Source organism: Paenibacillus sp. P4_A7, assembly GCF_056402455.1.
On sequence record NZ_JBFUHJ010000046.1, the window covers coordinates 1 to 13,238 of the forward strand.

The following is a 13,238-nucleotide window of genomic DNA, read 5'->3' on the forward strand; positions in this document are numbered from 1 at the left end:
TAGTATGATCGTGTTTCGTTGGTTATCCGATGGTTTTCCGATGATTAAGTGATGGTCATGCGATTGTTACGCGACACATTTTTGCGATCGTTTATGGAATGTACAGAAGTTGACCTTCAGATACTGAAGACTCGTCTAAGCGGTTATGCAATAATATTTCCCTCGGCTTCATGCTGTATCGCAAGGCGATAAGCTCTAATGTTTCGTCCCTCTGTACGATACATACCCGAATTTTGCGGAAATCATTATCTTCCGATTGCTTGCCGAGGAATAAGTTCTGCCATTCTATTTCATCACCTGATGCTTGCACGCGTGCCCTTTCATCCGCTAGCTGCTGAGCGACTACCTGCTCTGCTGCTTGACGAGTTGCTTGCTCACGTCTGCTCGATTGCAGCAATGTCAGAATCCCGACATTCGGTGCTGCACCACTATTATCCTCGGGCTGCTTTCCAGAAAGAGCAATACGCAATTCCTGTTTTTCCTGCTCCGGTGGTGACTGTTCAGCAATCTGATTTGGCTCGCGATACTGTACTTGATCATACACAGCTTCCTGCTCTTGCTCTTGCTCTTGCTCGAGCTCCTGCACAGGTTCCAGCTCTTGCTCCAATTCCTGCTCTTGCTGCTGCTGATACAACGCTTGTGCATTTGCTATACGCTCCGATTGCTGCCATTGCTCGTAGCGTTCCTGTTCTTGACGGCCAGGTTCAGATTCGACAGCCTCCACATATTGGGAGGATGAAGCAAGCCATCCTTCATCACTCGTTATTTGCGAGTTATACGTAATCTCCCTTGCTTCCTCTTCCTCTTCCTCTTCCTCTTCCGATTCCGATTCCGCCTCTACTTCAGCTTCCTCATCACGCCTCTGGACAATTGGCGAAAAGAACTGTGCAGACGACCAACCTGAATCGGTTGTTGACGAAGAGATCGTAACCGTAGCATCAGAATTATTAGCCCATTCCTGCTGCTGCTCGTAAACAAAATCAGCTTCCGACTCCTGAACCCCTTCCTCCGATATGTACGGTTGTCTAGAGCTGTCCGTCTCTGCGGCAAACTCTTCCTCAAGCCGTTCATCATAGGGCTGTCGCTGATGGACGACAGTGAACGGTTCCTCTTTCCAAGCCTCTTCCTGCTGCTCAAAAATAGGCTGTGCAGAAATCCCTCGCAAGGATAGGACACCTGTTACATTGAGCGTCCGAGCAGATAACAAATCGACATCAAAATTATCGATTTCAATCGAGATATCATCTAGCCGCGTAATTCGGTTCATCGGCAAAGTAATTTCGACTGGAATCCAATGCTCAAGCGTGAGCTGAGCATCAGAATCATTCTGACTCCGATATATACCACTTAAGAGCAACTGCCCTTTCAAAACAGCATGGTCCCCCTGATCTATCACTTGAATGCGGGGAACAAGCTCAATTTCCTCCAGCTCGTCTATTGCCGCAACATCATCGGGCAAATGTACGCGCTCATACACATCAAAACGTAAACCGTTTGTATGATCCGACACGTCTAAGTCCTCCCTCCTTGTACTGAATGCTTGGGCTAACGTTACATTCACTACTTATCTATATGGCAGGGCAGGCAGTAGCATGACTACCAATTTGAACGGATATTAAATTTTCGAAGCAAGCTTTGTTAGCCATTCAGGCCATACTGCATATACTTCAATTCGCTCATTAGACCATGGGTGTGGGAAAATAAGCCTTTCGCCGTGTAACGCTTGATGTGCTAATAATTTCTTATCGCCGCCATATAGAACATCTCCTAAAAGAGGATGACCTATATGACTCATATGCACACGTATTTGATGCGTTCTTCCTGTCTCCAGCTTCACTCGTACGATTGATGCCCATGATCCAGCCTCCGCCACTTCAAAGTGAGTGATGGCCTGGTCACCGTTATCCGTAACTCGTCGCCTAGCACGATGATGTCTGTCCTTACCGATTGGCAAGTTGATTGTTCCCGATGCTTTCGTGACACGCCCATGAACAACAGCGATATACTGTCTGTCGATATCCTTGTTACGCATCGCTTCATCCAGTTTCCATTGTGCTAAATCATTTTTGGCATACAAGACAGGTCCTGAGGTTTCATCATCTAGTCGGTGAATGTGACGAATCTGCAGGGGATCCCCTTGGTTTAGGGCATGTCTAGCAGCAGCTTCATCTAAGGTCCCGATTTGACCAGGGGTAGACTCATGAACTGGCATACCCGCTCGCTTATGAAACACTATGCAATAATCATCCTCATACAAGACGATCGGAGCTTCTGCCTTAGTAGCGATTAATGCTTTTCGATATATGGGGTCCTTTTGCGGATCGATGGCTGGATAAGCTAGCAATTGAAGCGTATCACTTCTCCAGCCAATCCCTCCAACGGAAAATAACTTGTTAATCCACTTAGCCGGAAAAAAGGAACGAGCCAGCAGCCACTGCCGCACTTCGTGCGGATGACTACCAGCTCGCGGCTGCGGAGAAGCAGACGTTGCTGCCTTCTCCTTTTCCGTATGGATTTCAGTGTCAGAAACAGAATAAGCACCGAGCTCTTTCCAATCCAGCTCAAGCCATTGTCCGTTTCGTCTCACATTCTGAAATGTCATGTGAATGCAACCTCCAAAGCTTGCGATTGTTAACGTGTTTCCTAACCTTTTCTGTAAGCCTAATTCAATCGCCCTAATGCGATATCATGTGCCGCTATCGTTGCATCGATATCCTCATTCGTATGAACAGCCGAGACAAACATGCCCTCGAATTGAGACGGCGCTACACTTACTCCCAAATCAAGCATAGCGGCAAAGTACGCTTTAAATCTCTCAAGGTCTGATGTTTTGGCCGTTTCAAAGTTAATAACAAATGTATCGGTGAAAAAAGGACAAACCATAGAGCCAACTCGATTAATAGTGCTTGCTATGCCATGCTTGCGGGCATTCGCTTCGAAGCCGAGTTKAAGTCTGACAGCTTGCCGCTCTAATAACTCATACGTTTCATGCGTCAGCAAGCTTAGCGTCGTATAACCTGCTGCCATTGCAAGCGGATTGCCTGATAATGTACCTGCTTGGTAGATCGGACCACTTGGCGCGATCAATTCCATCAGTTCACGTTTACCGCCGTATGCTCCTACAGGCAGTCCACCACCAATTACTTTACCGAAGCAAGTCAGATCTGGCGTAACGCCATACAAGCCTTGCGCACAGCTATAACCAACTCGGAAACCTGTCATAACCTCATCAAAAATTAATACACTACCGTATTGGGTCGTCACATCGCGCAGACCTTGCAGAAAACCTGGCAGCGGCGGTACTACGCCCATATTGCCGGCAATTGGCTCAACAATAATACATGCAATCTCTTCGCCAAATTTCTCAAATGCCAATTTAACGGATTCGATATCATTGTAAGGAACAGTGATCGTATGTGAAGCCACATGCTCAGGTACACCCGGACTATCTGGCAGACCAAGCGTAGCTACACCTGATCCTGCTTTAATCAGCAAGCTATCTGCATGACCATGATAAGAACCTTCGAATTTTAAAATTTTACTACGCTTTGTATATCCACGCGCAAGACGAAGCGCGCTCATCGTCGCTTCTGTGCCTGAATTAACCATCCGCACGATATCAACCGATGGAACTCGCTCACATACCAACTCAGCCATTAACGTCTCTAGCTCGGTCGGAGCTCCGAAGCTCGTCCCTTTCTCAGCTGTACGTTTAATCGCTTCGATTACTTCAGGATGTGCGTGTCCCATAATCAACGGACCCCAAGAAGCTACATAATCGATGTAGCTATTTCCATCGATATCAAAGATACGGCTTCCTTGTCCTCGTTCCATATAAACAGGATTTAAGCCAACTGATTTGAATGCACGAACCGGACTGTTCACACCGCCAGGCATAACCTTCTTTGCTCTTGCAAAGGCCTCTACTGAACGCTCGTTATTTTTTAATCGTGAATGTTCACTCATCTGCTTACGCTTCCCCTCTAAGCCAATTTGCTACATCCTTCGCATGATACGTAATGATGATATCCGCACCTGCACGCTTCATTCCCGTTAACGTTTCAATAACGATAGCACGCTCATCAATCCAGCCGTTAGCGGCTGCCGCTTTTACCATCGAATATTCTCCACTTACGTTATAAGCAACAACAGGCAGATCGAAATTATCCTTCAACAGCTTAATAACATCCAGGTAGGCTGAAGCAGGCTTCACCATTAGCATATCCGCGCCCTCTGCCACGTCTGATTCCGCTTCTCGCAGCGCTTCGCGCAGGTTAGCTGGATCCATCTGATAGGTTTTGCGGTCGCCAAATTGCGGCGCAGAATGGGCTGCTTCACGGAAAGGACCGTAAAAGGCAGATGAAAATTTAACGGAGTACGATAATATCGCTATGTCATTAAAGCCTGCCTCATCAAGGCCATGTCGAATAGCTTGAACGAATCCATCCATCATATTTGAGGGCGCGATAACATCGGCTCCAGCTTCCGCTTGCGATACAGCAGTACGGACAAGCAGCTCTAGTGAAGTATCATTATCAACTACTGCTGTTCCAGTTGCTTCGTTAACATGCACGATACCGCAATGGCCATGATCCGTAAACTGGCACAAACAAGTATCAGCAATAATGAGTAATTCAGGCGCCCATGCTTTAACTGCTCTTATAGCTTCTTGAACGATGCCGTTCGGGTCATATGCTGATGTTCCAATCGCGTCCTTATGCTCAGGAATACCAAACAGCAATACCGATTGAATGCCCGCCGCAACAACCTCGCGAATTTCTTCTTCCAGACGATCCATTGAGAAATGATACACGCCCGGCATAGAGCTAATTTCCTCTTTAATATTTTCACCATGTGTTACGAAAATAGGATAGATTAAGTCGTTCGTTCCAAGCACAGTTTCTCTTACCAAACTACGTAATGCTGATGATCTGCGTAATCTGCGATTTCTAACAATTGGAAAGCTCATAATTCAGTATTCCTCCTTACGATATGGAAGCATTAGCGTGCTGATAATCAACTATCGCTTGCAACAGGCTGTCCAGCGTGGCATCTTTAGGCTCAATGGTAACTTCTAAGCCGGCAGCAATTACGGTCTGAGACGTTAGTGGGCCTATACTTGCGATAGGTATTCCGGACAAAAGCTCAACTGGGTTCGGTATTCCTTTTCGTCTTAGCAATTCCAGAAGATTTGTTACAGTTGATGAGCTTGTAAAAGTAATCATATGAATTTCTTTCTCACGAATCCATTCCAGAGCAAGCTCATCTTGATTGTCGGCGAGCACAGTCTCATAAACATCAATTTCTACAGGCACAAGCCCCTTTGCCAAAAGCTCTCGTGGCAATACTTCTCTAGCTAGGTCTCCTCGTGGCAGCAAGACTTGTTCCCCTGGCATCAACTTATCTTCCAAACTTTCTAAGAGACCTTCAGCATGGAACTTTTGCGGTAGCTCCTCCACCGTAAGGCCTCGCTGAGCAAGAGCATCAGCCGTCTTCGGGCCGACCGCAGCGATTTTTGCGTTATGAAACCTTCTAATATCGATATTGAACTTACGCAGCCAGCGAAAAAAATAATCAACTCCGTTCACGCTTGTGAACATAAGCCATTGATATTGCTCGGCTTGCTCAAGCTGTTCACTAAGATTGTTGATTGCTTCAGGTTCACTAGGCTCACGTGTCTCGATTACAGGGAATTCGCATGGCTCGCCGCCTAGCGCTTCAATCTGATCTGCAAGCTCGCTAGCCTGCGCCCTGGCACGTGTGACAAGCACTCTGACTCCGAATAGAGGCTTGCGTTCGTACCACCTCAGCTTCTCGCGCTGCAGTACCACCTCACCTACTACGATAACAGCAGGCGGTTTGAAGTTCGCTGCAAGTACAATTGCTTCAATGGTAGCTAGCGTTCCGACAATCGTCTGCTGCTCAACCCTGGTTCCCCAGCGGATGAGTGCTACCGGTGTTTCGGGAGGTTTTCCATGTTTGATTAATTGATCCGATATATATCCAATTTTCGCAACACCCATTAGAAAGATAAGCGTTCCTGTAGCATTGGTTACCTTATCCCAATGAATGCTCCTATCAAGCTTGTCAGGACTTTCATGTCCTGTAATAATGGAAAGGGAAGAGGCCAAGTCACGATGTGTAACCGGAATTCCCGCATAGGCAGGAACAGCAATTGCTGACGTTATTCCCGGTACGATTTCAAATTCGATGCCATTATCATAAAGCAGTTCAGCTTCTTCTCCAACACGTCCGAATATAGTCGGGTCTCCGCCTTTTAGACGAGTGACCGTTTTTCCTTGAAGTGCAAGGTCAACGAGCAGCTGATTAATTTCTTCCTGCTTCATCGTATGACGGTCGGGAAGCTTACCGACATAGATTTGTTCCGTTCCAGGCTTCACATGCCGTAGAAGTCTGGGGCTAGCCAATCGATCGTATACAACTACATCACATAACTCTAAGCACTGCAGTCCTCGCAAAGTAATCAGCTTTGGATCTCCAGGTCCAGCGCCAACCAAGTAAAMTTTCCCCTTGTTCACCTTATTCCCCCCCAATTTCAGCTAAAATTCGGTCTGCTCCACGCGCAATGAGCGCAGCAGCAACATCTCTTCCTAGCTGCTCGGGATCTGTACCTTGCTTTATATCTTTAAGCAGTATTGCACCGTCCGGCGATCCTACAATGCCAGTCATCTCAAGCTTCCTTCGGTTTGTATCACCTTCAACAGCATCTCCGACCACGCAGTATGCACCGATCGGCACCTGACAGCCGCCGTTCAGAGAGCCGAGAAAGCTGCGTTCTGCTCTTACAGCAAGCTCTGTTTCATAATCATTAAGCAAATCAAGCAGTTGCCTGATTTGGTCATCATTCTCACGGCACTCTATACCGAGCGCGCCTTGACCTACAGCAGGTACACATACATCTGTCGGCACAGTAGCGGAAATACGATCTTCCCACCCCATTCTTGTTAGACCAGCAGCTGCAAGCACAACAGCATCAAAGCCTTCTGTTTCCAGCTTGCGCATCCGAGAATCAATATTGCCCCGAATAGATTCCAGCTTCAAGTCCGGTCTTGCATTTTTGAGCTGGCATGAGCGTCTCAAGCTGCTTGTACCGACACGAGCGCCAATTGGAAGGTCAGCTAAGCTCGTTCCTTCACGCATAACCAAACAATCTCGTGGGTCTATACGTTTAGGAATAGCACCGTTCATAAGTCCTTCTGGCAGCTCGTACGGCATGTCTTTCATACTGTGAACAGCCATATCAATATCACCGTCAATCAAAGCCTGTTCAATCTCCTTCACGAACAAACCTTTTCCGCCAACTTTGGAAAGAGTAACATCTAGTATACGATCACCTTTCGTGATGATCTTTTTCACCTCAAACGAATAATCAAAACCATTTGTTTCGCTAATTTGCTTCAACTGATCGATAACCTGTCCTGTTTGTGTAAGTGCAAGTACGCTCTGCCTTGTTCCTACAACTATTACCCTTTTGCCATCATTAGAAATTGCCACTATGTATGCCCCCTGTCCATACGATGAAGCAAGCTCTGCAGCCATTCATCGCAATCAAAGTTGATTTGTCTATCCTCTTCAGCTTCTTCCGCTGCAAGCCTTAAAACCGATTGCCTCATGTGTACATCTAGTATCTGTTCGTTCGCTCGTTCACGCAGGTTGCGTAATTTTTTCGTGATTTCCGCATAACGAGCTCCATACTGAGCTTCAAGTTCGAGCTTGATCCGCTTGGATAACGCAGGGCTCGCACCTGATGCAGTAACCGCAAGCAGCAGGTCGCCTCTTCTGACTACAGCTGGTGAAATAAAGGAACTATTGTTCTGTTCGTCTGCTTGATTAACCAGCTTACCAAGCCGCTGCCCCTCAGCCGTAATGGCATCATTAATGTGCTTATCATTCGTTGCCGCAAAAATAAGCCAGGCATCTAAAGCATCATCTTCCGTATATTCCCGCCGTTCCAGGCGAATCTTGCCAGCAGCAGCTAACGCTTCGATTTTACTAGTTACTAATGGACTGATGAGCAAGACATCGTCAGCCCCCGCGTCAAGCAGACCTAACAGCTTACGTTCTGCAATAAGACCGCCGCCAACCACGATACAACGCTTTCCCATAAGCTGTATAACGATTGGATAATAGCCATTCATATCGATTGTCCTCCACATTAGCTTTCCTTGAACCTTAGTGAAAAGAAGAGAAATAATTGGACAGCAAGTTCAAAATTAATAAACCAAACGATATGATATAAAGCTTGGCAAGCTGTAGTCCAGGACGATTCAGCATTGCTCTTTGATAGACATAAACAATATACATAATCAGTGCAGCGAAGGAAGAAAGCACTTTAAAGTCAAGCAGCAGCGCAGCATGGCCTTCTACCAGCAAGGATGTGACTGCAATGGCAAGTGACATCGCATACAATGGGACTCCTATAATAACCGCCCTATCTCCGTAGCGTTCAATCATATCTAGGCTAGGAAGTCTACGCACAAAATTAGACCATCGCTTTCGTTTCAATTGATTATGCAAAAACAAATACATCCCGGCGAATAATGCTCCAATAGTCAAAGCCGCATACGCGCATAACACGAGACTAATATGTACATATAATAACTCTCTAGTCGTTCCCCATAGCCCTGATGATTGACCCTCACCTGAATTACTATATAAATTAAGAGCTAAAACTGCAAAACCGACCACATTTACGAAAAATACGATAAAATCAATTTTAAAAAAACGATTGCTGACTAATGACACCGTAATCAAAAGCCACGAGAATCCTAACCAATATTCAAACGGTGTTATCACCGTCAGTTGCAAATGAGACATCATTCTTATAATCAAGTAACCAGTCTGCAATACCCAAACAAAAATAAGCAGCCCTGTACCGGTCCGTTTCGCTCTCCGACTCGCATTCATGAAGTCGGAGAAATAAAACAGCAGGCTCAGGGCGTAAATATAAAGCATTGCATCATATAGCAAATTAGGTGTCAACATTGTTCCTCCACACTGCGGCTCATATAGCTGCCCTTTTATCTAATAATGGGCGCAAAAGCAACAGCAGCTGCATGGGTTTGAACATTTTTCTTCTTTGCAGAAGCCRCAGTCTCCGCTTCCGCGGCAATCTCTGCTTGTTTTGTCTTCGTAAGCTCATCCTCCAGCGCAAACAGCTTGACGAACATGTCCATTGCTTCGTCCGCCCGCTTTTCACCAGCCATTTCTTTAATTCGTAAAATAGGATCCTGCATCATCTGGTTCACAATGCTCTTCGTCAGCTTACGAATGACCTTAAGCTCATGCTCGCCAAGTTCAGGCAATTTATTAGTAAGACTGTTCATCGTTTCCTCATGAACATCAGCCGCTTTTGTCTGTAAAGCTCTAATTAGCGGAACTACTCCAAGTGTCTTGTACCATTGTTCATACAGATCCTTTTCTTCACTAATCATGGCTTCGATTTTGGTGGCTTCTTGACGCCGATGCTCCAGATTACTTTCCACAATCCCCTCTAGATCATCGATATCATATAAGAACACATTATCAACTGCAGCGATCGATGGATCAAAATCCCGCGGCACTGCGATATCAATCATGAACAATGGTTTCGCTTTACGGCGCTGCATCGCACCTRCCACTTGTTGACGAGTCAATACATAGCCATCCGCTCCCGTAGAGCTAATGATAATGTCTGCTTCATGGAGCTTTTGTGTGGCTTCTTCCATTGTCCAAGCGACACCATTAAATTTATCTGCCAGTTGCGCTGCTCGCTCATATGTCCGGTTCACCACGATAACCTTATCTGCCCCATTCGCATACAAATGTTTCGCTGTTAGCTCGCTCGTTTCTCCTGCGCCGATGACCATGACCGTCTTCTTGTTAAATTGTCCGAATATCCTTTTTCCTAGCTCAACCGCAGCGTAACTAACTGAGACGGCAGATTCGCCGATCGTTGTCTCGGTATGTGCACGTTTGGCCATTGTGAGCGACTGTTTAAACAACATATTAAACAATGTACCCGTTGTTTTCTGCTGCTGTGCCAACAGAAAAGCACTTTTCACCTGACCTAAGATTTGTGTTTCTCCGATGATCATAGAATCAATTCCGCTGGTGACACGGAATAAATGATCAATAGCTTTTTCATCCTCGTACATATATAAATGGTTTGTAAATTGGTTTCTAGGTAATTTAAACCAACTCTCCATAAAGCTGCGTATATAATGTCCGCACAAATGATGCCTGTCCACCACCGCGTAAAGCTCTGTTCGATTGCAGGTCGCTACAATGACACATTCCATTATGCTTTTCGTTTGAATGAGCTGTTTGAGCGCTTCTGGTAAGTCCCGTTCCGCGAAAGCAAACTGTTCTCTGACTTCTACGGGAGCTGTTCTATAATTCAATCCTACTGCGATAATGTGCATGCGCGGTCACCTGCCTCCTTCTCTATTGCGTTTAAAGCAATCATATTAACGCTAAGTATACCATAATTCAATATTCAGATAATGTTCATATATGAATAATGTTTGAAAAATACAGACTCATTATACCCAATTCTCACAAAGAAATAACCATGGATAAAATCCATGGTCATTTCGACATGTCTGTTAAATTAAAAGCTCTTATACGAGCTCTGTTTGTTTCATTTTTGGCTCTTCCACTTGCAGTTCGCCCATACCGCGTACAAGCTTCTTCGCATAAGTTGCTTTTGGCTTCAGTACAGCGAGCATGTAGTCAATCGCAAGCTGAGGATCAACAGTTTCACCGCAGGTATAACAGTCAAGCGCGGCAAAGCCTCTCTCAGGATACGTATGAATCGAGAGGTGACTCTCCGACAGCAGCACGAGCACGGTTGCGCCTTGAGGATCGAATTGTTTCGCTTGAACCGACATTACAGTAGCTCCGCAAGCCTCCGCAGCTTCTACCATATGGGATTGCAAAAATTCAGCGCTGTTCAGTAGATCAAAGTCTACACCCCAAGCATCAACAGCAACGTGTCTTCCGAAAGTTGAGTACTCCATCCTTCGGTTCCCCCTTCCTAGGAATAAAATGTTTGAAAAATTTCATCCGCTAGGACCTACGTCATTCACTTCTCGAGGGATAAATCTCTCGCAACATAACTATGTCCTCAGTGAATCCTGGTTCCTATTATTGTGTTTTCAACGAGAATAAAAATAACATCTATTCGGGATAATTGCAACTATTATTTTTGCAGATTTTACAATTTCATATACGATTACACCCTGTTTTCAATGTATGTCATGCAAGCTTATCCTGCAACACTGCTTCAGTTATAATCATCCCGCCATATTGTTTTTCGCGTCCTGCGGGCTGAAAACGGATATATGATCTACTTTGTTCGTTGATTTTGCAACTACAAATTTTAACTGAAATTGGTTATTCACATTGTACGTGTAGATTTTGTCAGAACCGTTAACAGAAGATGAATCCGCCTTTCCTAGTGCTTTCTCAATATCATTTTATCCGTTTCCGCATTAGGGGTCTCTACAGCCCCTGTAGGAGCTCCCACTTCATTATCGTTGACTGCCACATTTGACTGGTCAGTAGGCATCGTTGAGACTGCAGGCGGCGTTTGAGAGGGTTTAGCATCATTGTTGCTGCAGCCTGCTATTAATACAGCCACTGCGAAGGATAATGTAACCGCTACTCAACTACGTAATAATGAAATATGTTGCACTTGTCGGTTTTGCAAACAATAAGCCTCTAACTATATATTAAACTGGATTTTGTCCATTCAAACATCTTGGGGCATGAAATAATAAAAAAAAAGAACCGCAATTGCAGTTCTCTCCTCATTGATGCGTATAGGTTAAGCTTCTAAAACGAACAGCTTCCGGGTCAGACCAGACAGTTTCTCGTCAATCCTTCCAACTTCAGCTGTATCCTTCGTTTGATTGCGTAAATCAAGCAATTCATTGACCGCGTTATTAATCATATCGATTTCCCGCTCAATCAGACGGCTGCTGAACATTCGTTCTAGCTGTCCGAGCGTATCCTTAAATTCGAAAACGACACGTTCTCCAGTTTCTGAACTTTCAACAATTTTGATAACAGAACCGTTCATATAGTGATAGACCATCGTATAATGACTGTAGATTCGGTTGACGATCGCGTTGCCGCGGAAAGCAGATACCGCTTTGCGCATTGCATTTGTCAGCCTCGGACCAACAAGGCGGCAAGAAAGTACACATACATAAAAGTCTTGTTGACGTTCAAAGGTCAGTCGGACTTCTTCCCTCCCTGCTACGTCTTCGAGAACAAGCTCCTGACTTCCGTTATCGAGCACGAGCACCTGAAAGTGAACTTGCTGCTCTTCAAATAAACGGATAAATTGGACCATCTCTTCATTCGTTAACTGCAGTTTGGCATTGACATACTCCGTGGCTAGCCGCTTAGCCATAAAAATCTCCCCAATTCTTTGGACTTGCGCTTGGTTATTGCGATGTGTTTACGTTTTGCTAAGTATATTATACGTGATCAGCGAATTTTATTCCTGTCGTCCATACCCTAAATTCTCGCATATTCCAGAAAAAAACGGAGGATTTCACGAGGAATGCCGACTTATTCACTGTATCCTCTGCTTTATATAACAACTTACTGCTCTTGCTACCTTATGTGGCAATCGCTTTCGAAATAACGTCCCAAAGTTCCTCGCGGCCAAGCCCAGTTTCTGAAGAAAATAAAACGAGAGAATCTCGTGGATCCGCCTCAATTGTTGTTTTGATCATTTTAATATGCTTGTCCCATTTCGACTTAGGGATTTTATCTGCTTTCGTCGCTACGATGCAAGTTGGAATCTCGTAGTGCTTCAGCCATTTGTACATCAGCTTGTCCTGTGCGGACGGCTCATGACGAATATCGATAACAAGCAACTGCAGCTTGAGGGGCTCACGATCTCTTATATATCGCTCGATCATTTCACCAAATTGCTCACGCTGAGTCTTAGAAACCTTTGCATATCCATAACCCGGAAAATCGACGAAATAGACCATTTCATTGATAAGGTAATAGTTGAGCTGCTGTGTCTTGCCTGGCTGCGAGCTCGTTCTTGCCAAGTTTTTGCGTAAAATCAATTTATTAATCAATGATGATTTTCCCACATTCGAACGCCCTGCCAGAGCAACCTCTGGCAAAGCGTCCTCCGGGTATTGGTGAGGCTTTACTGCGCTAATAATGAATTGTGCTTGTGTAATTTTCATAAAATCGATGTACCTGCT

The 13,238-nt window shown here is 45.2% G+C and carries 12 protein-coding genes and 1 pseudogene; all 13 read right to left on the bottom strand.

The window, feature by feature from the left end; all coding sequences use genetic code 11:
• Positions 1–91: 91 nt before the first annotated feature.
• The 13 genes and pseudogenes from AC1DWN_RS09380 to yihA all read right to left on the bottom strand — a co-directional run bounded on the left by AC1DWN_RS09380 (position 92) and on the right by yihA (position 13,220).
• Complete coding sequence (locus AC1DWN_RS09380) at positions 92–1,510, bottom strand: LysM peptidoglycan-binding domain-containing protein (protein ID WP_477558634.1); 1,419 nt, start codon at positions 1,508–1,510, stop codon at positions 92–94.
• A gap of 105 nt (positions 1,511–1,615) precedes the next feature.
• The gene (locus AC1DWN_RS09385) at positions 1,616–2,602 is read right to left on the bottom strand and encodes an RluA family pseudouridine synthase (RefSeq protein WP_477558635.1); all 987 of its coding nucleotides are present in this window, start codon (positions 2,600–2,602) and stop codon (positions 1,616–1,618) included.
• A gap of 59 nt (positions 2,603–2,661) precedes the next feature.
• A complete protein-coding gene (gene hemL, locus AC1DWN_RS09390) occupies positions 2,662–3,966 on the bottom strand; it encodes a glutamate-1-semialdehyde 2,1-aminomutase (protein WP_477558636.1) in 1,305 nt (434 codons plus the stop codon).
• Positions 3,967–3,970: 4 nt separating this feature from the next.
• Entirely contained in the window at positions 3,971–4,969 is a 999-nt protein-coding gene (hemB, locus tag AC1DWN_RS09395) for a porphobilinogen synthase (RefSeq protein ID WP_477558637.1), read from the bottom strand.
• 16 nt (positions 4,970–4,985) lie between these two features.
• On the bottom strand, positions 4,986–6,539 hold the full coding sequence (cobA, locus tag AC1DWN_RS09400; RefSeq protein ID WP_477558638.1) for a uroporphyrinogen-III C-methyltransferase: 1,554 nt from the start codon (positions 6,537–6,539) through the stop codon (positions 4,986–4,988).
• A gap of 1 nt (position 6,540) precedes the next feature.
• Positions 6,541–7,518: a hydroxymethylbilane synthase gene (gene hemC / locus AC1DWN_RS09405; protein WP_477558658.1), complete on the bottom strand. Its 978-nt coding sequence runs from the start codon at positions 7,516–7,518 to the stop codon at positions 6,541–6,543.
• Complete coding sequence (locus AC1DWN_RS09410) at positions 7,515–8,159, bottom strand: precorrin-2 dehydrogenase/sirohydrochlorin ferrochelatase family protein (RefSeq protein ID WP_477558639.1); 645 nt, start codon at positions 8,157–8,159, stop codon at positions 7,515–7,517. The genes hemC and AC1DWN_RS09410 overlap by 4 nt, the downstream gene beginning before the upstream one ends.
• A 34-nt stretch (positions 8,160–8,193) precedes the next feature.
• Complete coding sequence (ccsA, locus tag AC1DWN_RS09415; protein WP_477558640.1) at positions 8,194–9,006, bottom strand: cytochrome c biogenesis protein CcsA; 813 nt, start codon at positions 9,004–9,006, stop codon at positions 8,194–8,196.
• Positions 9,007–9,041: 35 nt separating this feature from the next.
• On the bottom strand, positions 9,042–10,424 hold the full coding sequence (gene hemA / locus AC1DWN_RS09420) for a glutamyl-tRNA reductase (protein WP_477558641.1): 1,383 nt from the start codon (positions 10,422–10,424) through the stop codon (positions 9,042–9,044).
• 198 nt (positions 10,425–10,622) lie between these two features.
• Positions 10,623–11,021, bottom strand: coding sequence for an adenosylmethionine decarboxylase (gene speD / locus AC1DWN_RS09425; RefSeq protein ID WP_477558642.1), 399 nt, complete (start codon positions 11,019–11,021; stop codon positions 10,623–10,625).
• Between the two features lie 276 nt (positions 11,022–11,297).
• Positions 11,298–11,477 (bottom strand): annotated as a pseudogene (locus AC1DWN_RS09430) (DUF4309 domain-containing protein); the annotation flags it as partial.
• A 353-nt stretch (positions 11,478–11,830) separates the two neighbouring features.
• Entirely contained in the window at positions 11,831–12,421 is a 591-nt protein-coding gene (locus AC1DWN_RS09435) for a non-ribosomal peptide synthetase module (protein WP_477558643.1), read from the bottom strand.
• Positions 12,422–12,632: 211 nt separating this feature from the next.
• A complete protein-coding gene (gene yihA / locus AC1DWN_RS09440) occupies positions 12,633–13,220 on the bottom strand; it encodes a ribosome biogenesis GTP-binding protein YihA/YsxC (protein ID WP_477558644.1) in 588 nt (195 codons plus the stop codon).
• Positions 13,221–13,238 lie beyond the last annotated feature (18 nt).

Bases quoted from the DNA above. Each gene is read 5' to 3' on its own strand.
- AC1DWN_RS09385 (WP_477558635.1), bottom strand. From the start codon at position 2,602: ATGACATTTCAGAATGTGAGACGAAACGGACAATGGCTTGAGCTGGAT.
- hemB (WP_477558637.1), bottom strand. From the start codon at position 4,969: ATGAGCTTTCCAATTGTTAGAAATCGCAGATTACGCAGATCATCAGCA.
- AC1DWN_RS09410 (WP_477558639.1), bottom strand. From the start codon at position 8,159: ATGAATGGCTATTATCCAATCGTTATACAGCTTATGGGAAAGCGTTGT.
- ccsA (WP_477558640.1), bottom strand. From the start codon at position 9,006: ATGTTGACACCTAATTTGCTATATGATGCAATGCTTTATATTTACGCC.
- speD (WP_477558642.1), bottom strand. From the start codon at position 11,021: ATGGAGTACTCAACTTTCGGAAGACACGTTGCTGTTGATGCTTGGGGT.
- AC1DWN_RS09435 (WP_477558643.1), bottom strand. From the start codon at position 12,421: ATGGCTAAGCGGCTAGCCACGGAGTATGTCAATGCCAAACTGCAGTTA.
- yihA (WP_477558644.1), bottom strand. From the start codon at position 13,220: ATGAAAATTACACAAGCACAATTCATTATTAGCGCAGTAAAGCCTCAC.